The organism is Oryzibacillus soli, from assembly GCF_051594765.1.
GTDB lineage: Bacteria > Bacillota > Bacilli > Paenibacillales > NBRC-103111 > Paenibacillus_AR.
In genome coordinates this window covers 131,494-156,531 of the sequence record NZ_JBPPGJ010000015.1, presented here as the reverse complement: position 1 = coordinate 156,531, position 25,038 = coordinate 131,494, and the positions used below count along the sequence as shown (strand labels likewise).

22 protein-coding genes are annotated in these 25,038 nt (G+C 59.3%); 15 read left to right on the top strand and 7 right to left on the bottom strand.

The annotated features are described in order from the left end of the window. Positions 1–125 precede the first annotated feature (125 nt). Both ACSEXW_RS20240 and ACSEXW_RS20235 read left to right on the top strand, forming a co-directional pair. Entirely contained in the window at positions 126–1,085 is a 960-nt protein-coding gene (locus ACSEXW_RS20240) for an alpha/beta fold hydrolase (RefSeq protein WP_438447988.1), read from the top strand. A gap of 96 nt (positions 1,086–1,181) precedes the next feature. Then, positions 1,182–2,195, top strand: a complete 1,014-nt coding sequence (locus tag ACSEXW_RS20235) for a metallophosphoesterase family protein (RefSeq protein ID WP_438447987.1) — start codon at positions 1,182–1,184, stop codon at positions 2,193–2,195. A 43-nt stretch (positions 2,196–2,238) separates the two neighbouring features. On the opposite strand, the gene ACSEXW_RS20230 is transcribed toward ACSEXW_RS20235, so the two are convergent. The 4 genes from ACSEXW_RS20230 to ACSEXW_RS20215 form a co-directional block, all read right to left on the bottom strand. Then, positions 2,239–2,463 carry a helix-turn-helix domain-containing protein gene (locus ACSEXW_RS20230; protein ID WP_438447986.1) on the bottom strand — a complete coding sequence of 75 codons (225 nt, stop codon included), beginning with the start codon at positions 2,461–2,463 and terminating at the stop codon, positions 2,239–2,241. Positions 2,464–2,598: 135 nt separating this feature from the next. Further along, positions 2,599–2,799 (bottom strand): heavy-metal-associated domain-containing protein, encoded by a 201-nt coding sequence (locus tag ACSEXW_RS20225; protein WP_438447985.1) that lies wholly within the window; start codon positions 2,797–2,799, stop codon positions 2,599–2,601. Positions 2,800–2,877: 78 nt separating this feature from the next. Beyond that, entirely contained in the window at positions 2,878–4,050 is a 1,173-nt protein-coding gene (locus tag ACSEXW_RS20220; RefSeq protein ID WP_438447984.1) for a MalY/PatB family protein, read from the bottom strand. A gap of 73 nt (positions 4,051–4,123) precedes the next feature. Then, positions 4,124–5,158, bottom strand: a complete 1,035-nt coding sequence (locus ACSEXW_RS20215) for a LacI family DNA-binding transcriptional regulator (RefSeq protein ID WP_438447983.1) — start codon at positions 5,156–5,158, stop codon at positions 4,124–4,126. A gap of 121 nt (positions 5,159–5,279) precedes the next feature. On the opposite strand from ACSEXW_RS20215, the gene ACSEXW_RS20210 reads away from it, so the two are divergent. Together ACSEXW_RS20210 and ACSEXW_RS20205 are read left to right on the top strand one after the other, a co-directional pair. After that, positions 5,280–7,067 carry an L-fucose isomerase gene (locus ACSEXW_RS20210; protein WP_438447982.1) on the top strand — a complete coding sequence of 596 codons (1,788 nt, stop codon included), beginning with the start codon at positions 5,280–5,282 and terminating at the stop codon, positions 7,065–7,067. Between the two features lie 28 nt (positions 7,068–7,095). Then, entirely contained in the window at positions 7,096–7,758 is a 663-nt protein-coding gene (locus ACSEXW_RS20205; RefSeq protein WP_438447981.1) for a class II aldolase/adducin family protein, read from the top strand. Positions 7,759–7,830: 72 nt separating this feature from the next. Here ACSEXW_RS20205 and ACSEXW_RS20200 read toward each other — a convergent pair whose 3' ends face one another. Continuing rightward, positions 7,831–8,997 (bottom strand): trans-sulfuration enzyme family protein, encoded by a 1,167-nt coding sequence (locus ACSEXW_RS20200; protein ID WP_438448011.1) that lies wholly within the window; start codon positions 8,995–8,997, stop codon positions 7,831–7,833. A 219-nt stretch (positions 8,998–9,216) separates the two neighbouring features. On the opposite strand from ACSEXW_RS20200, the gene ACSEXW_RS20195 reads away from it, so the two are divergent. Next, a complete protein-coding gene (locus tag ACSEXW_RS20195; protein WP_438447980.1) occupies positions 9,217–10,335 on the top strand; it encodes a glycoside hydrolase family 88/105 protein in 1,119 nt (372 codons plus the stop codon). Between the two features lie 26 nt (positions 10,336–10,361). Further along, positions 10,362–10,829: a VOC family protein gene (locus tag ACSEXW_RS20190; RefSeq protein ID WP_438447979.1), complete on the top strand. Its 468-nt coding sequence runs from the start codon at positions 10,362–10,364 to the stop codon at positions 10,827–10,829. Between the two features lie 96 nt (positions 10,830–10,925). Here the strand turns inward: ACSEXW_RS20190 and ACSEXW_RS20185 are convergent, their stop codons facing one another. Further along, a complete protein-coding gene (locus tag ACSEXW_RS20185) occupies positions 10,926–12,704 on the bottom strand; it encodes a methyl-accepting chemotaxis protein (protein WP_438447978.1) in 1,779 nt (592 codons plus the stop codon). Positions 12,705–12,960: 256 nt separating this feature from the next. Between ACSEXW_RS20185 and ACSEXW_RS20180 the strand changes: the two genes are divergently transcribed. From ACSEXW_RS20180 to ACSEXW_RS20155, 6 genes are all read left to right on the top strand, one after another. Further along, positions 12,961–13,902, top strand: coding sequence for a phosphate ABC transporter substrate-binding protein (locus tag ACSEXW_RS20180; RefSeq protein WP_438447977.1), 942 nt, complete (start codon positions 12,961–12,963; stop codon positions 13,900–13,902). 182 nt (positions 13,903–14,084) lie between these two features. After that, positions 14,085–15,020: a phosphate ABC transporter permease subunit PstC gene (pstC, locus tag ACSEXW_RS20175; RefSeq protein WP_438448010.1), complete on the top strand. Its 936-nt coding sequence runs from the start codon at positions 14,085–14,087 to the stop codon at positions 15,018–15,020. Beyond that, positions 15,020–15,895 (top strand): phosphate ABC transporter permease PstA, encoded by an 876-nt coding sequence (gene pstA, locus ACSEXW_RS20170; RefSeq protein ID WP_438448009.1) that lies wholly within the window; start codon positions 15,020–15,022, stop codon positions 15,893–15,895. Before pstC ends, pstA begins: the two co-directional genes overlap by 1 nt. After that, a complete protein-coding gene (gene pstB / locus ACSEXW_RS20165; protein WP_438447976.1) occupies positions 15,896–16,654 on the top strand; it encodes a phosphate ABC transporter ATP-binding protein PstB in 759 nt (252 codons plus the stop codon). Between the two features lie 22 nt (positions 16,655–16,676). Beyond that, a complete protein-coding gene (gene phoU, locus ACSEXW_RS20160) occupies positions 16,677–17,336 on the top strand; it encodes a phosphate signaling complex protein PhoU (RefSeq protein ID WP_438447975.1) in 660 nt (219 codons plus the stop codon). 126 nt (positions 17,337–17,462) lie between these two features. Beyond that, positions 17,463–19,721 carry a GGDEF domain-containing protein gene (locus ACSEXW_RS20155; RefSeq protein ID WP_438447974.1) on the top strand — a complete coding sequence of 753 codons (2,259 nt, stop codon included), beginning with the start codon at positions 17,463–17,465 and terminating at the stop codon, positions 19,719–19,721. Here ACSEXW_RS20155 and ACSEXW_RS20150 read toward each other — a convergent pair. After that, on the bottom strand, positions 19,655–20,446 hold the full coding sequence (locus ACSEXW_RS20150; RefSeq protein WP_438447973.1) for an HAD family hydrolase: 792 nt from the start codon (positions 20,444–20,446) through the stop codon (positions 19,655–19,657). The genes ACSEXW_RS20155 and ACSEXW_RS20150 overlap by 67 nt on opposite strands. A 177-nt stretch (positions 20,447–20,623) precedes the next feature. On the opposite strand from ACSEXW_RS20150, the gene polA reads away from it, so the two are divergent. From polA to ytaF, 3 genes are all read left to right on the top strand, one after another. Further along, positions 20,624–23,302 (top strand): DNA polymerase I, encoded by a 2,679-nt coding sequence (gene polA / locus ACSEXW_RS20145; protein ID WP_438447972.1) that lies wholly within the window; start codon positions 20,624–20,626, stop codon positions 23,300–23,302. Between the two features lie 45 nt (positions 23,303–23,347). Continuing rightward, on the top strand, positions 23,348–24,211 hold the full coding sequence (mutM, locus tag ACSEXW_RS20140; protein ID WP_438447971.1) for a DNA-formamidopyrimidine glycosylase: 864 nt from the start codon (positions 23,348–23,350) through the stop codon (positions 24,209–24,211). Between the two features lie 131 nt (positions 24,212–24,342). Next, positions 24,343–25,020 carry a sporulation membrane protein YtaF gene (gene ytaF / locus ACSEXW_RS20135; protein ID WP_438447970.1) on the top strand — a complete coding sequence of 226 codons (678 nt, stop codon included), beginning with the start codon at positions 24,343–24,345 and terminating at the stop codon, positions 25,018–25,020. The last annotated feature ends 18 nt before the right edge of the window (positions 25,021–25,038 follow it).

Below are 25,038 nucleotides of genomic sequence, written 5' to 3'. Positions count from 1 at the left end.
TTGAAGTGGCTGGTAAACTGGGTGAACCCCAAGTGTTCGTCTAAATATTTCTACAGTTGCATTATATAGAGAATGGGTTGTAAAGTAGAAGGGAATTTCCATTAACCAAAAAAAGGATGATTCCCGTGCCCATGTTGGACATGCCATTGGCGCAGCTGAAGGAATACCGGGGCTGCACGCCTAAGCCAAGCGATTATGACGAGTATTGGGAGAGAGCTCTGGAGGAGATGCGCCAGACGGATCCCCAGGTGGAGCTGATTCCATCGGAATTCACCACGCCGTTCGCAGACTGCTTCGACCTCTACTTCACCGGTGTAAGAGGAGCGCGGGTCCACGCCAAATACGTGCGGCCGAAGCATACCTCGGCCCCCCACCCCGCCATTATTCAGTTCCACGGCTATACGGGGAATGCGGGCGATTGGGAGAATAAGCTCCAGTACGCCGCCTTGGGCTTCTCTGTAGCGGCCTTGGATGCACGGGGGCAGGGCGGCCTGTCCGAGGACACCGGCGGTGTGAAGGGGACGACCATGAACGGCCACTTCATCCGGGGGTTGAATGACCATCCGGACCAGTTGCTCTTCCGCCACATCTTCCTCGATACAGCGCAGCTGGCCCGCATCGTCATGAGCTTCGACGAAGTGGACGCGGACCGCGTCGGCGCCATGGGCGGATCCCAGGGAGGCGCCTTGGCGATCGCTTGCGCGGCGCTGGAGCCCCGGATCAAGAAGGTCGCTCCTGTGTATCCATTCTTAAGCGATTACAAGCGGGTCTGGGATATGGATCTGGCGAAGGATGCCTACGCTGAGCTTCGGACGTTCTTCCGGCACTTCGATCCCCAACATGAGAACGAGCAAGAGATCTTCACCCGGCTGGGCTATATCGATATCCAGAACCTGGCTCCGCGGATCCGGGCGGAGGTCTTGATCGGCGTTGGCCTGATGGATTCCATCTGCCCCCCGTCCACCCAATTTGCCGCCATCAATAAGATGACGGCGCCGGTCCAGCTGGAGATCTACCCGGACTTCGGCCATGAAGGGCTGCCCGGGATGAACGATAAGATTTACCAATTCTTAAAGTCCCTCTGATTTAATCCAGTAGCATTCTTCATATCCCTCTTACACGGCGCTGAATTTTTACGGGTATTGTGGTTAACGATACCAGTAAGAAGGAGGCGTTTGTTTTTGAGACACGGTTGGTCTCTCATTGGTGTGATGACCTTGGCGGCGGGGCTGCTCGGCGCTTCCTGGGCCAAGGCCGAGACCGTCCAAACGGCGGAGGAGCAAGCCCGGAAGGAACGGATGCCGGAGCTTCAATTCGCGGTCATCAGCGACATCCACGTCCAGCATTGGAAGGTGCTGTCCCACCTGAAGCTTCAGGCGGCTCTGGAGGACCTGTCCGCGGCGGCTCCCGCAGCGGACGCGCTGGTGATCAACGGGGATCTGGGCAACGGCCTGCCTGCAGACTACGCGGCGCTGGAGAAGCTTATGCGTGCTCTTCCGCATCCGGAGCAGGTCTATTACACCATCGGCAATCATGAATTTTATCAAGCTTGGTTCGATTCGTTGGGCAAGTGGAATGCGGCAGCATTCCCGAACGGGGAAACGGAGGAGGCGTCCGTCGGCCGCTTCCTGGCTTTTACGGGTTATCCGAAGGTGTACCATGACGCCTGGGTGGAAGGCTACCATTTCCTCTTCCTCGGATCGGAGGCATATCGGCAGTCGGATCCGTCCAATGGGGAGGACGCCTGGATGTCCGAGGAGCAGCTGCAGTGGCTGGAGAAGACCATCGGGAAAGGAGAAGAGGCCGGCAAGCCTATCTTCGTCTTCCTTCACCAGCCCTTGCCCGGGACGGTGGCCGGCAGCCGGACTCCCGTCAATAACCGGGCAGTTGTGCAGCATGAGCGGCTGAAAGCCATTCTATCGAAGCATCACCAAGCGGTGCTCTTCACCGGTCACACCCATTGGGAGCTCTCCTCCAAGGAGAATGCGGTACAGGATGGGAGCGGCTTCACGATGGTGAATACCTCTTCCGTTTACGAGCCCTATACGGAGGAGGATCTCCCTTATGAGGAAGGGGACCGGATGAGCGAAGGACTGACGGTGGAGGTTTATCCGAAGGAGGTCCGGATCCGGGGCCGTAACTTCGCCCAGCGGGTATGGGTGGATGCGGCAGAGTACAGGATTCCGTTGAAGTAGAGGTCCATCATTTCCCGGGAAAGTGAGGAAGGACTGCGGCCCATTACTTCTCCCAAGGCGCAAGCTGGAGCTCATACAGGTCCTGTACGCTGCAGCCGACTGTTGCGGCGATGGAGATGGCGGTCTTCAGCGGCATGACCCGCTTGTCCTCCATGTAATCCATTAGACGCTCCGGCTTCGTTCGCAGCTTCCGGGAGAGGTCCTCCACAGTCATATCCGATTCGTTCAACCGCTCCTGCAGCAGGCAACGGCCTAATTCGACCTGCATTTGATCTCCTCCGTTTCTGTCATGTCTAGGCATTCACCATTCAGGATGGCCGCGAAGGACGTGTCGCATGCACCGGCATCCATAACAGAACCCTCCGACTGTATGAGACGGAGGGTTCTTGCTGTACCCCGGAGGTCAGAGGACCTTGTAGCCCTTGCCTTCGATGGCGTCCTTGATGTTGTTCATGGTCACCTGACGCTCGTCGTATTGGACGGTAACGGATTCGTTCTCGAGGTTCACCTTCCCGACGGCACCGATGTTCTGCAGGGCACCCTGCACGGAATCCGCGCACTTGTCGCAGGTCATGCCTGCGATCTTCAAGACTGCCTGGCTCATATGCTTCGCTCCTTCAAGCTTATTACCCACCAGTCTGTAGTGTAGCTTGTTCGGGCGAAGCTCATTCATCGGTTCCGGTCAGAGGGAGCGGGCCGCTTCCACGAAGCGCTCCAATGCGGCGCTCAGCGTGGCGCGCGGGCAGGCAACATTGATGCGGAGGAAGCCGCGGCCCTCTTCCCCATAGACTGAGCCTTCGTTGAAGGCCACACCGGCATGCCGGTACATGAGCTCCTTCAAGCCGGAGGTGTCGAGCCCCAGATCCCGGCAGTCCAGCCACAGGAGATAGGTGCTGTCCGGCTTCATGGGCTTCACCTTCGGCAGATGCTCGGCCAGGTAGCCGATGGCATAATCCATATTGCGCTTCAGGTAGTCCATCAGCTCCTCCAGCCAGCCCTCGCTCTCATCGTAGGCGGCGGTCAGCAGGTCCGGGGTGAAGAAGCCGGTCATATGGAGAGACAAGGCCTTGATCCGGTGGTCCAGCTTGCGCTTCAGCTCCTTGTTGGAGGCGGCGATGTAGGCGGCGGGCACGCCCGGCAGGTTGAAGGTTTTCGTCGGGGCGATGGCGGTTATGGTGATGTCGGCAAGCTCCTCGGAGAGAGAAGCGATCGGGATGTGCTTATGTCCCGGGAAGGCCAGATCGGCATGAATCTCGTCGGAAACGATGGTGACGCCGTACTTCAGGCACAGGTCGCCCAGGCGCTGCAGCTCCTCCTTCTCCCAGACCCGGCCGCCCGGATTATGGGGACTGCACAGGAGCAGCAGCTTGGCTCCATCCTTCATCAGCCCTTCCAAGTGTCCGTAGTCCATCTCGTAGCGTCCGTCTTTCAGGATAAGCGGATTGGCCGCTACCTGACGGCCGTTCATCTTAATGACGTCGTAGAACGGATAATAGACGGGAGACTGTATGATCACCGCGCCGCCCGGCTCGGAAAAAAGCTCCACGCCCAGGCTCAGCGCCGTGACGATGCCGGTGACGGAGGCGAGCCACTCCTTCTTCAAGGTCCAATCGTGGCGCCGCTCATACCACCGGATAATGGCGTTCCAGCCTTCGTCGGGCATGACGGTATACCCGTAGATGCCCTGGGCCGCCCGGCGTTCCATGGCAGCCTTCACGGCCGGAGGGCTCTCGAAGTCCATATCGGCGACCCACAGCGGGAGCAGGTCCGGGTTGCCGAAGAGCTTCTCGGACTGGTCCCACTTGTAGGAATGGGTATTCTTGCGGTTCGGAATGCGGTCAAATTGGCTGGTCATCAAAAAAACGGCCTCCTCCATCTGGAAACATCAACAAGACATGCTTCCATCATGGCGGAAAACCGCGGTATTTTCAAGTATGAAGATCGGAGTGGTGGAGGATGGATACGGATTTGCGGACGAGAATCTCTGCAGGCAGGATGATCTTCTTCCAGGCAGGCTCCAGCTCCTCCCGGCTGGCGATGCGCTCGATGAGCAGCTGCATGCCGGCATAGCCGAATTGGTAAGCCTGCTGGGCAGCCACCGTCAGGAACGGATCGATCTCGCCTACGGGGCCCAGATCGTCGAAGCAGGCGATGGAGATGTCGCCGGGCACCTCCAAGCCGCAATCGCGGATGGCCTGTACCGTCTGGACAGCCAGCATGTTATTGCCGCAGAGAATGGCGGTCGGCTTGGGGTCCAGGGCGGTGAGCCACTCTGCGATCCGCTTGCGGCTGCTGCGGGGAGCGTAATCCAGCTCCAGCACCTGCTCCTCGGCGTAAGGCAGGTCCGCCAGCTTCAGCGCTTCCCGGTAGCCGGCGTGCCGGAGCCGGGCGCTGGACACCTCATGGGAACCGTTCACGAGGGCGATCCGGCGATGGCCTCTTCCGAGAATATGCTCCATGAGCATTCGGGTTCCCTCCTTGCTGTCACCCAGCACCACGTCGCTCTGGATGCCGGGCACCTCCCGGTCCAGCAGGACGAAGGGAACGTTGCGGGAGCGGAGTATCTCCAGCTGGGGCAGGGAACGGTCTCCTGCGGGCGCCAGCAGGACGCCGTCAACCCGGGATTTCAGGATCGTGTCCACATATTCGCGTTCCTTATCCAAGCTCTCGTCGCTGTTGCCGAAGAGCACCCGGTAGCCCATCTTATTGGCGGCATCCTCGGCGCCGCGGGCCAGGGTGGTGAAGAAGGGATTCGTAATATCCGTAATCAGCAGGAACAGCACCTGTGTCTCCCGGAGGACCAGGCTTCGGGCCATCTCATTGGGGACGTAGTTCAATTCCTCCATGATCCGCTTGACCTTGGCCCGGGTCTTGTCGCTGATGCGGCCCTTGTTGTTGATGACCCGCGAGACGGTCATGGCGGATACGTTGGCTCTCTTGGCGATATCGTATATGGTTACCATAGGGTGAGCACCTTTTCGACAAATGATAGTTTCATCTTACAGAAGATTAGGATTGACAGCAAGGGGGGAAACTGCTAATTTAGGGTTACCGATAACACATTTTCTTGCGGAGGGATCATTCATGATGGAGCAATACAGATGGCAGGGCGGATTTCCGAAGATCGGCATTCGTCCCACGATTGACGGAAGGCGCAACGGCGTTCGGGAATCCCTGGAGGATACGACGATGGGCATGGCCCTGAGCGTAGCCCAATTCCTGTCCTCGGAGCTGCGTTACCCGGACGGCAGCCCGGTGGAATGCGTGGTGGCCGACACTTGTATCGGCGGCGTGGCGGAGGCTTCGGCAGCTGCCAAGAAGTTCGCAGCCGCAGGTGTAGGGTTATCGATAACTGTCACTCCCTGCTGGTGCTACGGCTCGGAAACCATGGACATGGACGCTTCCATTCCCCAAGCCGTATGGGGCTTCAACGGCACAGAGCGCCCCGGTGCGGTCTATCTGGCTGCCGTGCTGGCCGGTTATGCGCAGAAGGGCATCCCTGCCTTCGGCATCTATGGCAAGGACGTACAGGACATCGGCGACAAGACCATTCCGGATGACGTCAAAGGGAAGCTGATCGGCTTTGCACGCGCCGGCTTGGCCGTAGCCCTGATGCGGGGCAAATCATATCTCTCCATGGGCTCGGTCTCCATGGGCATCGCCGGCTCCATCGTCGATGAGCGCTTCTTCCAGGAGTATCTGGGCATGCGCAATGAGTACGTGGATATGTCCGAATTCGTCCGCAGGATGGACGAAGGCATCTATGATACAGCGGAGTACGAGAAAGCGCTCGCGTGGGTGAAGGAGCACTGCGTGGAAGGCCCGGACAACAATCCGCCTCACATCCAGACCTCCCGGGAACGCAAGGATAAGGACTGGGAAACGGTCGTGAAGATGACCCTCATCGCACGGGACCTGATGATCGGCAACCCGCGTCTTGCGGAGCTGGGCTTCGGGGAGGAGGCCAACGGTCACAACGCCATCGTCTCCGGCTTCCAGGGGCAGCGCCAGTGGACGGACCACTTCCCGAACGGCGACTTCCTTGAAGCGATCCTGAACAGCTCCTTCGATTGGAACGGCATCCGTTCCCCCTATATTGTCGCGACCGAGAATGACGCTCTGAACGGCGCCACCATGCTATTCGGCTACCTCATGACCCACACCGCCCAGATCTTCGCGGACGTCCGGACCTACTGGAGCCCCGAAGCGGTGGAGCGCGTTACGGGCCATCGGCTGCAGGGCGCCGCAGCGGGCGGCATCCTTCACCTGATTAACTCCGGCCCGGCTGCCTTGGACGGAACGGGAGAGCAGTCCCGCGACGGACAACCGGCCATGAAGCCGCACTGGGAGATCACGGAAGAGGAGGCCGACAAGTGTCTGAAGGCGACTTCCTGGCGACCGGCGTCTGTCGAGTACTTCCGCGGAGGCGGCTATTCCTCGGACTTCCTGACCCGCGGCGGCATGCCGGTCACGATGGCCCGGATCAATCTGCTGAAGGGTGTGGGACCGGTCCTTCAGATCGCCGAGGGCTACTCCGTCGACCTGCCTGAGGATGTGCACGACAAGCTGGACCGCCGCACCGACCCGACCTGGCCGACGACTTGGTTCGCTCCCATTCTGACCGGCAGCGGTGCCTTCACTTCCGTCTACAACGTTATGGACAACTGGGGCGCCAACCATGGAGCTATCAGCTACGGCCATATTGGTGGAGATCTGATCACCCTGGCCGCCATGCTGCGGATTCCGGTCAATATGCATAACGTGCCGGCAGAGCGGATCTTCCGTCCCAAGGCATGGGGCTTGCACGGCACCGACCATCCGGAAAGTGCCGACTACAGAGCCTGCGCCAACTTCGGTCCGCTGTACAAATAAGAAATCGTCCATAGACGGAGGGAGAACCATGCAAACGACCAACGTGCGTGAAGAGTTATGCAAGTATGCGAGAAAAATCGTGGCCAAGGGCATGGTCGTCGGCCCCGGCGGCAACATCAGCGCACGCGACGGCGATACCATGCTGGTATCCCCCAGCGGCTTCGCGCTGGAGGAGATCGAGCCGGAGCAGTGGGTGGCCGTGTCCATCCAGGACGGCACCATCGACGCGCCTCCAGGTCTCCGGGCATCCTCCGAGGTGCTGATGCACCTGTACGGCTATCAGGTGAATCCTTCCATCGGCGCCATGGTGCACACGCATCCGGCCTACTCCATCGCCTTCGGACTGATCGGCGAGGATCTGCCGATTATGTTCCCCGACCAAGCGGCTCTGACCGGTAAAACCGGCTTCATTCCTTATGTCATCCCGACGACGGAGCTTCTGGCCCATGCAGTGAAGGAGAAGATCAATACCTACACCACCCTGCTCCTCGGCAACCACGGTCTCGTCACGGTGGGCCGCAACCTTCGGGAAGCCTACTACCGGACCGAGGTGGTGGAGGAGAGTGCCCGGATCTACCTCTTGGCCAAGGCAGCCGGAACGCCGAAAGTGCTGACCGAGCAGGAGCTGGAGGATATCCGCGCCCTGGAAACCGAAGCGTACCGGATCAAGCTCTTGCAGCAGCAGAAGTAACAAGACCCCATCGCCCCCTATCCCCAACAGCCCGTCCTTGCCGGAACCAGACTCCGGCCGGGGCGGGCTTCTTCATGCTCCGGACAGAGCCTGGTCCAGGTCCCGGATCAGCGCTTCCGTGTCCTCCAGACCGATGGAAAGCCGGATGAGCCCCGGGCTGATCCCTTCTGAAAGGAGCTGCTCTTCGTTGGTACCTTCATTGGGCGACAAGACGAGGCTCTCGAAGGAGCCCCAGGATACGCCGATCTGGAATCGCTGCAGCCGGTTGATGACCCGGGCTACTGTCTCGAAGGAAGCTTCGTTCAGCTCGAAACTGAATAGTCCCGTGGTGCCGCTCATCTGCTTCAAGGCCAGCTTGTAATCAGGATGGCTGGGAAGTCCCGGGTGGTTCACACGGGCGACGGCAGGATGGCGTTCCAGAAACTCCGCTACCTCTAAGGCGTTTCTGCGGTGGGCTTCCATGCGGAGCGGAAGGGTGCGCAGTCCCTTTAGGAGCTGTCCGGCCTCGTAGGGAGCCAATGCGGCGCCCAATAGCAGATATTCCTGGTAGAAGAGGCTCTCCAGCTCCCGGCTGCTGCCGATTACCGCTCCCCCGACCAGATCGCTATGGCCCCCCAAGTACTTGGAGACGGAATGAACAGCCAGGTCGATGCCCGCCGGCAGAGGCTTTTGATAGAGAGGGGTTGCCCAGGTGTTGTCGATGATGGTTTTGAAGCCCCGGTCCTTGGCCAGCCGGACGACTCCTTCCAGATCCACTAACCGGAAAGTGAAGGAGGTGGGACTCTCGAGCAGGACCAGCTTGGTTTCCGGACGGGCGGCCGCCTCGATATCGGGCAGGGAAACCGAAGAAGTCATCGTATAAGAGATCCCGAACTTGTTAAGATAGTGAAGAAGCTTCTTCGTTTCCTCATAGACATGGCAGATACAGACCACATGGTCTCCTGCCCGGAGTGAGCCGAGCAGCGCAGCAGTGAGAGCGGCCATACCGGAAGCAAACAGCTTGCAGCTTTCCCCTCGTTCCAAGGCGGCAAGCTTACGTTCTGCGATCTCGACGGTCGGGTTGGTTCCACGCCAATAGACATAATGCCGGTGCTCCTCCTTGCGGGCCTGGATATATTCCTCTACAGTGGGAAACACAAACAGGCTGTTGCCGTACAGCGGTGGAATCACCGCACCGTAGAACGCCCCGGATGCGTCTTCCAAGCGGGTGCAGATCTCGATATCCGATTCGGACTGCATATGTTCCAATCCTTCATCACCTCCGCATCTGGGCCGGGCTCGTGGGAATTCGCTTTCCCAGCATCCTATAGCATTTCCGTAGTTGGAACAAAAATCTTCAATTTTCTTGACGAAAATCGGATTTTTTGCAGAATAGCTGTATTCCCATGCAGGAACCCGATATAATGGTGCATGGATGAAAGTTCCTGTTCCATGAATATAACCGAAGGAGATGCAATGATGAACCAAAGATGGTCTGTCGCGATGACCGATTCCTTTATCCGGCGCTATCCGATCGTATCGGATATGCCTTTTCAGAAGAAGAGAAATTGGAATTACGAGAACGGGGTCATCATGACCGCGCTGGAGCGCCTGTGGCGGGAAACCGGGGACGAGCGTTACTATACGTACATCAAAGAAAACATGGACCTCTTCATTAAAGAAGACGGCTCCATCGATACCTATGATCTGAACGAATACAATGTAGACCAGGTGAACCAAGGCAAGGGCTTGTTCGTGCTGATCGAGACCACCGGCGAGGAGAAATACAAGAAGGCGCTGGAGCACCTGATCACCCAGATGGAGAGCCATCCGAGAACCAGCGAGGGCGGCTTGTGGCATAAGAAAATCTATCCGTTCCAGATGTGGCTGGACGGAGTTTATATGACCTCCCCGCTGCTGTCCAAGTACGGGAAGGTGTACAATAAGCCGGAGTGGTTCGATGACGTTGCGCATGAGATTCTCCTGATGGAGAAGGTTTCCCGGGATCCGCGCACAGGACTCCTCTACCATGGCTGGGATGAATCCAAGGAAGAGGCATGGGCAGACAAGGTGACCGGCTGCTCCCCGCACTTCTGGGGACGTGCCGTCGGCTGGTTCATGATGGCAGTGGTGGACGTGCTGGACGACCTCCCGCTGAACCATCCGAAGCGCGGCGAGATTGTCGGCATCTTCCACCGTCTGGCCAACGCGATCATGAAGGTACAGGACCCGGAGAGCGGCATGTGGTACCAGGTGATGGATCAAGGCACCCGTGCAGGCAACTACCTCGAAGCCTCCGCCACCTCCATGTTCGTCTGCGCCTTCGCCAAGGGCGCACGCATGGGCTATCTGGGACAGGACGCGCTGGAATCTGCGCGTAAAGGGTTCCAGGGTCTCTTGGACCGCTGTGTCGAGAAGACCGAAGACGGCGAGCTGCACCTGAACCACATCTGCGGCGTGGCCGGCCTCGGCAACAAGCCGTACCGTGACGGCTCCTACGCCTACTATGTGGGCGAGATCATCCGTCAGGACGATCCGAAGGGCTACGGCTCGTTCATCATGGCCTGCCTCGAGATCGAGAAGGCGGCCAGCCTGTAAGCTCCATATGGGGAGGGAACAGCAGGATGACAACCGGGAAGATGATTGGCGGCTTGTATGAGACTCACCTGGAGATTTCCGATCTGGAGCGGTCGGTAGAGTTTTATTCGAAGCTGGGGCTGACCTTGGGCCTGAAGCATGCCAAAGGCGCCTTTTTCTGGATTACGGAGCCGGGACAGCAGCTATTGGGCTTGTGGCTCACCGGCGAAGGGCAGACGCTGAAGAAGCAGCACTTCGCCTTCCAGGTGGAGCTGGAGCAGCTGCTCCAGGCGGAGCAGTGGCTGGCGGAGCGGGGAATTCCGCTGGTGCCCCAGTTCGGGCGGGAGCCCAAGGAGCCGATCGTTCATCCGTGGATGCCGGCGGTGACCGTATATTTTGAGGACCCGGACGGGAATCTGTTGGAGTTCCTGTCGATGCTGCCGGATGCGCCGGTCCAGATGCCGGGCGTTCTGTACTATTCCGAATGGCGCAAGCGCGTGGAGGATGGCAAGTAAGCGGCAAAAAGGGCTGCCTCGGCAGCCCAGCTCAAGCGGTTGGTTCAGGCGAATGCCTGACCGGCCGCTTTTTTTCAAGTTCGGACGAAACTTCAATCACCCGATCAGCACCGCCCTGGATTCCTCCGCCGCTCGCAGCCGCTCCTCCTCCGCCTCAACCCGGAATTGGCTGATCTCCCGGAACAGACTCTCCGAATACTCCCGGATCTCCTGGGCCTGCTCGGCAATGCGGCGGATGCTGGCATCCTGCTCGATGGAGGTGGAGGTCATCTCCTGAACGCCGGCCGCGGTTTCCTCCGCGACGGCGGCCACGTGCTGGACCTTGCCCACCAGCATCCGGTTCCGTTCCTTGGCCCCCTCCAGCTTGTCATAGATGCTGTCGATCCGGCTGGTAACCTCCTGCATGGACTCCTCAATAGCCTGGAAGGACCGGAGGGTGCGCATAACCTGGCCGTCCTGATTCTCCAGAACCTCCTGCGCTTCCTGGATCGAGCGCTCCAATTCGGCGATCTGCTTCTGGAGGCTGCCGATGGTTTGGCTGATGCTCTTGGATGAATCGCCCGCCTCTTGGGACAGCACCCGGACCTCCTCGGCGATGACGGAGAAGCCGCGGCCTTGGGCGCCGGCCCGGGCCGCCTCAATCGCGGCGTTCAAGGCCAAGATATTGGTCTGCGCCGAGATTTCCGTAATCGAATTGACGATCCGGTCGATCTGCTTGGAGCTGGCGCCTAGGTGAGAGATGGCGCTGCGGACCTGAGCGATGGTCCGGGCGGTCTCGCCTGCGGCGGCCTGAAGGTCCGCCATAGAGCTTTTGCCGATGCGGGTGTTGCCCTCCGCAGTCGCATTCGTCTGGCGCATGGCCTCGGCGGCTTCCCAGATCACGCTCATCTCCGCGTCCAGCTCCTCGATAATGGAGGAGCTGTCCTCCGCGTGCTTCGCCTGCTGGTCGGCGCCCTGGGCGATCTCGTGCACGGCCGTCAGAATATGGGAGTTGGCCGTTGCCGTATCGCCGGAGAAGCGCTCGAAGCGGCCCGACTGTTCGGACAAGGACGCCGCGATGCTCTTGGTGTGCGACAGCATGGTCCGGACCTTCTCCACCATGGAGTCGAAGTCCCGGCTAAGCTGCCCCAGCTCATCGTCGTCTCCCGAGCCGCTCCCGATAGTGTGGGATAGATCTCCCTTGGCGATGGTGGCCACTGCGGCCTGCAGCCGGTTGATCTTGCGGGTGAAGCTCAGGATGATGACCGCGGCGATAGCTCCGGATAGCAGGAGGACGAACCAAGTGGCTGCGTTCATGACGGAACGGGCCGTATCGATCTTCTTCTTGGCCACCCCCGTGGCTTCCGCCGCGTCCTTGCTGTAATCCTGGTAGAACTTGTCCACCAGCTCGAAGATTTTGTCCCGCTGCTTCTGGGTCTCTTCATATAGGTATTCTGTGTTCTTCTGGACATCGATCTCCTTCAGGCTCTTGTCAGACAGGATGGAAACCGCCTGGTCGAACATATTGAGGTAATCCGTGGAGGCCATGATGAGCTGGCTCCGCCATTTCAGCTGCTCCTCGGTGACGGCGGTATCCGCAATATCTTTGACCGTTTGCTGGAAGACCGGCCGCTTGGCCTTGTATTTGTCGACGAACTCCGGCTTCCGGGAGATCATGAGGCCCGAGGCGATATCCTTAATATCCTGGGCGGTGCCCTTGAATTCAAGCGCCTTAAGTTGAAGCTCCGTCTTACTCTGCTGCTCCTCCGAGGCGCTATGGATGCGGCCTAAGAGGGTCGAGTTATAGAGGGCGACACCGGCGAAGACGAGGGTGATGAGCGTGAAGCTCGCGATCAGACGCGTTTTGAGCGTGAATCGGAACGGAAGCTTTGCCATGAGAGAAGGTCCTCCTTCAATATAGTCCTTTAGTCCTTAAGCATCATCCCCCTTACTATATAATCCCAAGATCAACTGTCACGCAGAGGTTTGTAAACTTCGTGTAAAACCCCAAAACTTCGACAATTCCGCAATTTCATGCCTCCAGAAGTCGTCCATTTTTTTAACATCGCGTTTACGAAAGACGTGTTTTCCATTAACAAATGATTGCTACGATAGGTTTCGTAAACAAAAACACGAGGGAGGACATGTTGACATGTCGAAAAAGATGGTTAGCCTTGCACTTGCTTCTGTAATGATGATGGGGGTTCTCGCTGCATGCGGCGATAAAGATGAGAAAACGACGGGCAGCAGCGCTAGCCCGGCTGCTACAACTGCAACCAGCCCGGCAGCATCCGCGGCAGCTTCCGCCAAGCCGGCAGCACCGCAAGTAGAAGGCACCGCCTCTGCATCCGGCTCCAGCGCCCTGCTTCCGCTGGTGAAGGCTGCGGCTGAAGACTTCATGGCTAAGAATCCGAAAGCAACGATCAACGTAACAGGCGGCGGCTCCGGCACCGGTCTGAAGAACGTAGCGGACGGCACCTCCGACATCGGCAACTCCGACGTAGCCGCTGGCGACGAGTACAAGGACAAAGGCCTGGTGGATCATATCGTGGCCGTCGCTCCGTTTGCGATCATCGTGAACAACGACGTGAACGTCGACAACCTGACCAAAGCCCAAGCCCAAGACATCTTCTCCGGCAAGATCACCAACTGGAAGGACGTCGGCGGCAAGGACCTGAAGATCACTGTCGTGCACCGTCCGGATTCCTCCGGCTCCCGCAAGCTGGTTCAGCAGATCGTAATGGGCGACAAGTCCTTCACTAAGGACGGTATCCAGCAAGCCGAGTCCGGTGCGATGAAGACCTCCGTTGCTACCACCTCCGGCGCGATCGGTTACATTGACACTCCGTACATCGACAACACCCTGAAGGCCGTGAAGTTCGAAGGCGTAGCCTTCTCCGCCGATTCCATCAAGGACGGCAAGTACCCGCTGTTCGGCCAAGAGCATATGTACACCAAAGGCGAGCCGAAGGGCGCCGTCAAGGCCTTCATCGATTACATCATGAGCGACGATTTCCAGAAGCCGGCTGCCGGCAAAACCAAGTCCAAGGTGGAAGAGCTGGGCTTCCTGCCCGCCAGCCTGCTGAAAAAATAATAGGGACGCGATAGCTGCGAGCACCCTACGAAAGCGCCGGTTCATCTGTGAACCGGCGCTTTTTTGTCGGATCCGAAAGCTTTACATTGTCTTTACAATTGATTAACATGCCAAAAACACTGGCCCTGTACAATGAAATCAAAGAAAGCGGAACGTTGAAGGAGGTCATTTCGTTGTCCATCGTGGCAGAGAGTCTGTCGACAACCAACGAGAAGCAAGATAAGAAGCTGAAGCAATCCCGGAATTGGCTGAAATTTCAATTAGGACAAGATGTGATGATGAGAGGGGTCTTCATCGGAAGCGCGGTGGTCGTATCCGCCATCATCTTCACACTGATCGCCTTCGTCGGGTATCAGGGCCTGCAGACCTTCACGGAGGTATCTCCGGCGGAGTTCTTCTTCTCCCTGGATTGGACCCCTAGCGAGAACAAGTTCGGGGCCTTTCCATTCCTGTTCAGCACCATCGTCTTAACGCTGCTGTCCGTCCTGCTCTCCCTGCCGTTGGCCTTGGGCGGCGCCGTCTTCATGGCGAAGGTGGCCCCCAAGTGGATGCGGGAAATTCTGCGCCCGGCCACGGACCTCTTCGTCGGCATTCCCTCGGTCGTCTACGGCTTGATCGGCATGACGGTCATCGTCCCGGCGCTGCACAAAATGTTCCCGTCCACTGTAGGGTACGGGATTCTGCCCGCCGCCATCATCCTGGCGGTCATGATCATGCCGACCATCCTCTCCATCTCGGAGGATGCGATCCGCTCCCTTCCGGGCCGGCTGGAGGAGGCGTCTCTGGCTCTCGGCGCCACCCGCTGGCAGACCATCTGGAAGGTGCTGCTTCCTGCGGCAAGACCGGGCATACTGACCGCGGTCATCCTGGGTATGGGACGGGCCATCGGCGAGACGATGGCCGTATTCATGGTCATCGGCAACGCGCCGCAGATGCCGAAGTCCCTGATCGACTCGACCACGGTCCTGACCACGGCCATCGTCAAGGATATGCCTTCGACCTTCTACGGTACGGCGTGGAACAACTCCCTGTACCTCATGTCGCTGGTGCTGCTCATCATCTCCATCGGGCTCATTCTGGCCATCCGCATCCTGTCGAAGAGGAGTGAAGTGAAGTGATTCAGAGCAAGAGCACAAGACGCAATCTCCTGTTCGACAAGGCGGCCACCGTGCTGCTGTGGGTTGTGGGGATTCTGATTATTCTGATCCTGGGCTGGTTTCTGTACAAAATCCTTGGTGCCGGCATCCGCTACCTGACCCCCAAGTTCATCTTCGGCAAGCCCAGCGAGATCCGGGCGGGCGGAGGCGTCGGACCGATGCTGTTCAACTCGTTCTACGTCTTGTTCCTGTCCATGGTGGTGGCCATGCCCATCGGACTGGGCGCAGGCGTCTATCTGGCGGTGTATGCGAAGCAGAACCGCTTCACCAACCTGGTGCGCATCTCCGTGGAGGCTCTGTCCTCGGTTCCCTCCATCGTATTCGGTCTGTTCGGGGCGCTGGTGTTCGTGAACTGGATGGGCTTCAAGTTCTCCATCCTGGCCGGTGCCCTCTCCCTGGCGCTTCTGAATCTTCCGGTCTTGGTGCGCAATACGGAGGAGGCGCTCCGGGCCGTGCCGGAGTCCTATTGGGAGGCTTCCCTGGCGCTGGGCTCCACCCGCTGGCAGGCGATCCGGAAGGTCCTGATTCCCGCGGCCCTTCCGGCCTTGATCACAGGCATCACCCTCGTCTCCGGCCGTGCGCTGGGCGAATCGGCGATTCTGATCTATACCGCAGGCGTATCCGTGGCGAGAAACTTCCCGGAATTCAACGTCATGTCCATGGGTGAAACCCTATCTGTCCATCTGTGGTATGTCCAGGCTTCTTCCCTGGTGCCCGATGCCAAGCAGATCGCCCAAGGCAGCGCCGCGCTGCTGGTGCTCGTGGTTCTGGCCTTCAACCTGCTCATCGCCTTGCCAAGCCGTTACATCTCGAAACGATTCACAGGAGGGAAATAAATGTCGGAGCCGAAAATTAACGTCCGCAATCTGAATCTCTTTTACGGAGATAATCATGCCCTGCATGACATAAATTTGAACATCCAGAGCCATTCCATAAACGCGCTGATCGGTCCGTCGGGGTGCGGCAAATCCACCTTCCTGCGGACTCTGAACCGGATGAACGATCTGATCGAGAATGTGAAGATTACCGGCGAAGTCAACGTGGAGGGCCATAATATTTACGATTCGAATACGGATGTGGTCAGCCTGCGGAAGAAGGTAGGGATGGTCTTCCAGCGTCCCAACCCGTTCCCCATGAGCATCTACGACAACATTGCCTACGGCCCCCGGATCCACGGCACGAAGAAGAAAAGCGTGCTCGACGAGATCGTCGAGAAGAGTCTGAAGCAGGCCGCCCTCTGGGAGGAGGTCAAGGACCGTCTCAACAAATCCGCTCTGGGCTTGTCCGGCGGACAGCAGCAGCGGCTGTGCATCGCCCGCCTCCTGGCCGTGGAGCCCGATGTTCTCTTGATGGATGAGCCGACCTCCGCGCTGGATCCGATCTCCACCTTGAAGGTGGAGGAGCTGTCCCAGGACCTGAAGAAGTGGTACACCATCATTATCGTCACCCACAACATGCAGCAGGCGGCCCGGATCTCGGACCACACCTCCTTCTTCCTGAACGGCATCCTGGTGGAAACGGATAAGACGGATAAGATCTTCACCACTCCGAGCGACCAGCGCACGGAAGACTATATTACAGGACGCTTCGGCTGATAAGCGTGAGAGGAGACAACATATGGACAGTCGTTCCAGCTACCATCTGGCTCTGAAGAAACTGAAGGATGAGCTGATGTACATGGGCTCGGTCGTGGAGGAGCAGATCCGCAATGCGGTGGATTCCTTGAGCCGGCAGGATGAGAAGAAGGCCATCGAGCTGATCGAGAAGGATGACCGGATTGACGATATGATGCTGGACATTGAGGATCAATGCATCCGTCTGGTGGCGCTCCAGCAGCCGATGGCGGGAGATCTGCGGACCATCAGCATGGCCAGCAAGATTGCGGTGGATCTGGAGCGGATCGCGGACCATGCGGTAGATATCGCCCGGATCACCAAGCGCCTGATCGGAGAGCCTCTGGTGAAGCCGCTGGAGGACATTCCGCGGATGGCCGAATATTGCGTGCGGATGCTTAGGGAATGCCTCACCGCTTATGCCGACGGCAACGTGCAGCGCGCGGCATCTCTGGCTGAGCTGGACGACGAGGTGGACCGGCTCTATGCGAAGATCATCTATGACATCACCGGGTTGATGTCCACTGATCCCATCCGCAACAAGCAGCTCATCCATCTCTTGATGGTGGGCCATTACCTGGAGCGGGTGGCGGACCATACGACCAACATCGCGGAAGGCACCATCTTCATGGTGACCGGACGGCGCAGCGATCTGAATCAATAGAACTTTTAATCAAAATTTCATATTTTACATGAAGTTAATCCTTCGTTAATGCTGCAATGATTGTCGAAGTTTACAATCAATTGTAGAGAACGAAGGATTTTTCTGTAGAATGGCGGGGATCGCAACATGCTGAGTCTGACGAAGGATCCGGAGCTTGCCGCGGTGCTGGAGAGCACCAGGAAGGACCGGGGGAACATCGGCATTATCCATCTGGATACGGTGGATTACGGAGGACTGGTTCAAGAGGGTCGCAGCTTCTGTGACCGGATCAACCGGCATACCGGCGATTGGCTGAATACATACATGAAGGAACGCCGCGAATGGGTGGCGGGACGGCGGATGGGGGACGATTGGTACCTGTTCGTCGGGCTGGAGGAGCGGGAGCCGTTCGTGGCGGCGAGGAAGCTGGAGAGGCTGGCTGCAGAGCTGAAGAAGAGGCTGGAGACGAGTCTGCAGGATGCAAATGGCGGAGAGCCGGTGACAGTGTATTCGGGCCACGCCCTCCTGGAGCACCGGCAGGGAAGCATGGCGGAAGCGCTGTACCAGGCTATGAAGCGCTCGGTCCGAAGCATTCACCAGGCCGCAACGCTGCAGGAGGATCATAGCGTCTGGGAGGAATTCTGCTCCATTCTCGAGGAGCGGAGGATCTCGTCCGTGTACCAGCCGATCGTCTCCTTGAGCGACGCCTCGATCTTCGGCTACGAGGCGCTGTCCCGGGGCCCCCAGGGCAGCAAGTTTCACTCCCCCTTGGAGCTGTTCGGCTATGCGGAGGAGCGGGGAGGCTTGTACGAGCTGGACCGGCTGGCCCGGGAGAAGGCCATCGAGGGCTGCTTGGGGCTGGGCAGGGAGCAGCGGGTGTTCATCAACATCCCCGCTCACGTGATTCACGATCCCCAATTCGCATCGGGCCACACGCTGAAGATGCTGGAGCGGTGCGGGATTGAGCCCCGGAATGTGGTGTTCGAGATTACGGAACGCACCTCCATCGAGGACTTCGCTACGGCCAAGCGGATTCTCCAGCACTACCGCAACCAAGGCTACCAGATCGCCATCGACGACGCGGGCGCCGGGTATTCCTCTCTGCAGGCCATTGCGGAGCTGCAGCCGGATTTTATCAAGGTGGACCGTTCGCTGATCACGAACATCCATCAAGACCGGATGAAGGAAACGATCCTGGAGACCTTCGTCTCCTTCGCCCGGAAGATGAGCATCCGCATGATTGCGGAGGGGATCGAGAGCTGGGAGGAGCTGAAGAAGCTGTCGCAGATGGGCGTGCACTATGCCCAGGGCTTCCTCATCGGGCGGCCCGTGCCGCAGATGGATCCGCTCCGGGAGGAGGTTGCGGCGCAGATCGAGCGCATCAACCGCCTTCAGGGGTTCGACAGCCTGGTGCACGTGGGCCATCTGGCCGTCCACATCCGGACCTTCGGCCCGAAGACGCCGATCTCGGAGGTGGCGAATTTCTTCAAGAGCCATGAGGAGGCCAGCGGCACCGTGATCGTGGATGCGGAGAGGCCGGTGGGGGTGGTCATGCGCGACAAGCTGTTCCAGCAGCTGGCGGGCCAATACGGCATCTCCTTGTATTGGAACCGGCCCATCGAGCAGCTGATGGACCGCCAGGCTCTGATCGTCGAGGAGACCTCTCCGATCGAGCAGGTGTCTCAGATGGCCATGTCCCGGGAAAAAAACCGGCTGTACGACTGGATCGTCATCACCTCCAAGGACAAAATGTCGGGCATCGCCTCGGTCCAGACCCTGCTGGAGGCGATCACCAATCTGCGCATGGAGACGGCGCGGGTGGCGAATCCGCTGACCGGCTTACCCGGGAACACCCAGATCAACCGGGAGCTGAACCGGAGGCTGTTCGACGGGAGGCCCTTCTCGGTGATCTACGCTGACTTGGACTATTTCAAATGGTATAACGACCGGTACGGATTCCAGAAGGGGGACCAGCTCATCCAATTCACGGCGGATGTGCTCCAGCAGTCCGCATCGGCCTGCGGACATCCACATGATTTCGTCGGACATGTCGGCGGTGATGACTTCATCGTGATCACGGAGGCAGAGGAATCGACGGTGCTGTGTGAGGAGATCATCCGGCGGTTCAGGCAGGGGGTGGGATTGTTCTACGAGGAAGAGGAATGGAGCTATGCCGTTGACCGGAGCGGGAACCGGGTGGAGAGTGACGGCGTGCACATCTCGCTGTCCCTGGTCATCTGTCTGTGTGCCGGATCCGCGACGCTGGAGCGGATCTCCCAGACGGCAGCCGCCCTGAAGAAGAAGTCCAAATCGCGGAACGGCAGCGTTTATACCGCCGCTTATTTGGACGGCTGCTGCGGTCCGGACGGGAGCTCGAACAAGGAGAGCAGCTGCTCCATACTTTGAACCACATGAATCCGGGCGCTTCCGACCTTCCGTCGGAAGTGCTTTTGTTTGCGTCCGGGGCAGAACCAGACGGCGTTTATATGCACCTGGATCGCGCCCAGGACATCCTTGGACCAGGAGTTGCCGACCATAACCGCCTGATCGGGACGGTACCCGATCCGCTCCAGCGCGTGGCGGAAGATGGCCGGATGAGGCTTGCGTACTCCCACGGAGGCGGAGAAGAACATCCGGTCCTCCCGTAGAGGCGGAAGCTGGCCTGCCGCACGCAGCCTCCGGGTCTGCTTCTCCTGCATGCCGTTGCTGATGATCGCCACCTTGTAGCTCTTCGCGAGGGCGGACAGCGCTTCCGCCGCGCCCGGATAGAGAACGGGCCGCCGCTCCTGCTGCTCGCTGACCCGATGGAAGAAGGCGTTCAAGGCATGGTCCGGCAATCGGATGCCCCATGGCCGGAGCGCTGCCGCAAAGGCAGCGGCATTGCGCTTCTGCTGCTCGGCGTACGGCAGGCTCATCCGGCCGTACGCTCTTCCGGGCGCCGCCTCCTTCCGGTATGCGGCCCACACCTCCTCTCCGGAGGGCCGTTCCACGTCCGTCTCCCATCGGCCCGACGTATCTTTCCATACCTGCATGAAAGCCTGACGGAACGTGCTCTCCGGGTCCAGCAGCGTTTCGTTGATGTCGAAGAACACGACTTTGATCCGGTCCGGTTTGAAGGTGGTTATACCCATCGGAACACCGTCCTTGCCTCGTCATTTCCGATTGCCGAATCCGGCGCCGGAGGATCGGGTGGCGTAAGGATCCACAGCGCCTATGTATTCACCTTATGCGCGGCCGGAGGATTTTATAAGGAGAGTCTCCTGTGTTATGATGGCAATAGTATGGAATAATGGGGTGCGATCGAACTTATGTCCAAAGTCATCGTCATTGACGGCAACAGTATTGCGAGCCGCGCCTTCTACGCGCTGCCGCTGTTAAGCAATTCCAGCGGTCTCCACACCAATGCGGTGTATGGATTTACGACCATGCTGCTCAAGCTCATTGAAGAACAGAAGCCGACCCACTTTCTCGTTGCGTTCGACGCGGGCAAGGTGGTATTCCGGCATCAGGAATACGGGGAATACAAGGGCGGCCGGCTGAAGACGCCTCCGGAGCTGTCCGAGCAGTTCCCGCTCATCAAGGAGCTGCTGGAGTCCTTCGGCATCCGGCGCTTTGAGCTGGCGGGCTATGAGGCCGACGATATCATCGGCACGCTGACCAAGGCGGCCGACGCCGCGGAGGATATGGAGGTTCTGGTGGTGACCGGGGACAAGGACATGCTGCAGCTGTCCTCCGATAAGGTCACGATTGCGCTGACCCGCAAGGGCATCAGCGAGATGGAGCTGTACGATCCGGCCGCCATTCAGGAGAAATACGGATTGAGCCCGCAGCAGATCATCGATCTGAAGGGGCTCATGGGCGATACCTCCGACAATATTCCGGGCATTCCCGGAGTCGGAGAAAAGACGGCCCTTAAAATGCTGCATCAATACGGCAGCGTCGAAGCCGTCCTCGAGCATGCGGACGAGCTGACGGGCAAGATGAAGGAGAAGGTGAAGGAGCACGCGCAGGATGCCCGGATGAGCAAGGAGCTGGCCACCATCTTCCGGGAGGTGCCCATGGATCTGGAGTGGACCGGGATGGCGTATCAAGGCTATGACCCGGCATCTCTGGCGGGCATGTTCCGCAAGCTGGAGTTCAAGTCCCTCTTGGAGAAGCTGGATTTGACGGGGGCTTCCCTGGCGGCGGATGAGGCGGAGGCCGGAGCCGGCGGGAATGCGGAGCTGGCGGTACGGGTGCTGAAGCCGGCGGACGTGGCGGACTTTGCGGCGGACGGGCTGGACCGAATCGAAGCGGTCCATGTGGAGTTGTACGGAGAGAACCCCCATCTGTCCACGGTGGTTGGGGTTGCTTTCTATGCGGATGGGGAAGCGGTGGTGCTGCCCTTCGACGTGCTGAATGCGGACGAGGCCGAGCCGGTTCGCCTCTGGCTGGCCGATGCGGACAAGCCCAAGCGGATCTATGACCAGCACCGGGCGGAGCTGGCGCTTCATTGGAGGGGCATGCTTCTGAAGGGCTGCGCCTTCGACGTCCACCTGGCAGGATATCTGCTGGACCCGACGGATACGACCTTGTCGCTCCACGCATTGGCGTTGAAGTACAAGGCCCCGTCCGTAGAGGACGATGAAGCCGTATTCGGCAAGGGCGCCAAGTACCAGGTGCCGGAGGAGGCCGTGCTGGGCGCCCATCTGGGACGCAAGGTGCGCGCCGTGGCCGAGCTCTCGGTCCGCATGCAGGCGGAGCTGGAGAGGCTCGGCATGGATAAGCTCTACCATGAGCTGGAGCTCCCGCTGTCCGGCGTGCTGGCGGATATGGAGAAGACGGGCATCAAGACCAACGCGGAGGTGCTGCACCAGCTGGGGGCCGAGTTCGGGGCTCAGCTGGAGGGGCTGATGGCCAAGATCTATGAGCATGGCGGCGGCGAATTCAATATCAATTCGCCGAAGCAGCTCGGCGAGGTGCTGTTCGAGCGCCTGGGCCTGTCCACCGCCGGCGTCAAGAAGAACAAGACCGGCTACTCCACGGATGCGGACGTGCTGGAGAAGCTGTCCTCCAAACACGAGATCGTACGTTACATCCTTGACTACCGGACGCTGGCCAAGCTTCAGTCCACCTATGTGGAAGGGCTGCTGAAGGAGATCCGGCCCGAGACGGGCAAGATTCACACGTACTTCCGCCAGACCATAGCGGCCACAGGCAGGCTGTCGAGCCAATATCCGAATCTGCAGAACATCCCGATCCGGCTGGAGGAGGGACGCAAGATCCGCAAGGCTTTTGTCCCCTCGGAGCCGGGCTGGAGGATCGTGGCGGCGGACTATTCCCAGATCGAGCTGCGGGTGCTGGCCCATATCTCGGGAGACGAGAAGCTGATCGAAGCCTTCCAGCTGGATATGGACATCCATACCAAGACCGCCATGGACGTCTTCGGCGTGTCCGCCGATCAGGTGGACGCCAATATGCGCCGCCAGGCCAAGGCCGTCAACTTCGGTATCGTATACGGCATCAGCTCCTACGGCCTGTCCCAGAACCTGGACATCGGCCGGCTGGAGGCTGACCGGTTCATCGAGCAGTATTTCGCCGTCTTCCAAGGCGTGCGTGCCTATATGGACGATATCGTGAAGCATGCCAAGCGGGACGGCTATGTCACCACCCTGCTGGCCCGCCGCCGCTATCTTCCCGAGATCAACGCCTCGAACTTCAACCTCCGCTCCTTCGCGGAGCGGACAGCCATGAATACGCCGATTCAGGGAACCGCGGCGGACATCATCAAGCTGGCCATGGTCCGGATGGCGGAGCGGCTGAAGGAAGAGAAGCTGGCCAGCCGCATGCTGCTCCAGGTCCATGACGAATTGGTCTTCGAAGTGCCTGAGGAGGAATTCGAGATCATGCAGAAGCTGGTGCCCGAGGTCATGTCGAAGGCACTTGAGCTGAAGGTGCCTCTGAAGGCCGAGGTCAGCACCGGCACCAACTGGTACGAATCGAAATAAAAATGATGCATGCCGGGGATACCCGGTCGGAGAGGAGGGTCTCGGATGCCGGAATTGCCCGAGGTCGAGACGGTCAAGAGAACGCTGAACGGACTGGTCGCAGGCAAGACCATCGCCTCCGTCACCGTCCGCCTGCCGCGGATCATTCGGAGGCCGGAGGAGCCGGAGGCGTTCGCCCGGCTGCTGGAGGGCCAAACCATACACGGGGTGGAACGCCGGGGCAAGTTCCTCCGCTTCCTCCTGGACGATTACGTGCTGGTCTCCCATCTCCGGATGGAGGGACGCTACGGGGTGTACCCGTCGGACGATCCGGCGGAGCTCCATACCCATGTGTTGTTCCACTTCACGGACGGGACCGATCTGCGCTACAAGGATGTCCGCCAGTTCGGCACCATGGACGTGTTCCTGAAGGGAGAGGAATGGACTCTTCCCCCGCTGCATAAGCTGGGGCTGGAGCCGCTGGAGCCGGAATTTACCACGGAGGCCTTCCGCAGGCGGATCGAGGGCCGATCCACCAAGATCAAGCCGCTCCTCCTGAACCAGGAGGTGGTGGCGGGCATCGGCAATATCTATGTGGATGAAGCGCTGCACAAGGCCGGGATCCATCCGGCCCGGGAGGCGGACAGCCTCTCCAGACAGGAGCTGGCGAAGCTTCATGAAGCCATCGTGTCCACGCTGCAGGAATCGGTGGAAGCGGGAGGCTCCTCGGTGAAGTCCTATGTGAACGGACAGGGGGAGCGGGGCGAATTTCAATTCCAGCTCGTGGTGTACGGACGGAAGAATGAACCCTGCCGGACCTGCGGACGTCCCATTGAGAAGACCGTGCTGGGGGGCAGAGGCACCCATTTTTGCCCTCATTGCCAGAAGCTTAAGGGCAAGCGGCCGGTCAGGAAGCGGGACAAGAAGTAACGCGGACTTCGGAGCGGACGGGACAGTCTCTCATGCACGCATCGCGGAGAACGCCCATATGATGGGATAGACCTTGCGGACCGTACCCAGTAACGGCCTCGCAACAGTCCCATCAGAGGGAGGGGTTCTTCGTGCCGCATTTGTTGTCGCTGTCCATCATGGCCCTCGCTTTAAGTCTGGACGGCTTTGGCGTTGGCGCCATGTACGGTCTCCGCCGGATTCGTATTCCCGCCATGTCCATCTTGATCATAGCGTTGATGTCGGGTCTTGTGTTCTTCAGCTCCATGCGGATCGGGAGTTATGTCGCCGCATTTTTTTCACCGGGCTTGGCTACAATGATTGGGGCGGTTATTCTGATGGCCATCGGCTGTTGGGCCGTCTATCAGGTGGCTACTCAGGAGAAGCGCCAGGATGAGGAAGACCGGGCGGCGGCCGAGAAGGAGCAGGCTCCTGTGCCTGCGGAAGAGCCGAGGGTCTTGACCATCCAGTTGAAGCGGCTCGGGCTGGTCATCCAGATCCTGAAGACGCCTGCAGCCGCGGACCTGGACCGTTCCGGAACCATCTCATCCCGGGAAGCGGCCTGGCTGGGCATCGCGCTGTCGCTGGACGCCTTCGGGGCCGGCATCGGTGCCGCCCTGATCGGCTATCCGCCGGTGCTGACATCTGTCGTCATCGCCTTATCGTGCGGAACGTTCATTACCTTAGGCCTGCGGGTCGGGCTTCTGTACTCCAACGCCAAGTGGGTGAAGCGGTTGTCGATCTTGCCGGGATTCATCCTGATCCTGATCGGAGTAATGAAGCTGATGTGACCGGGGGACGGAAGCCGT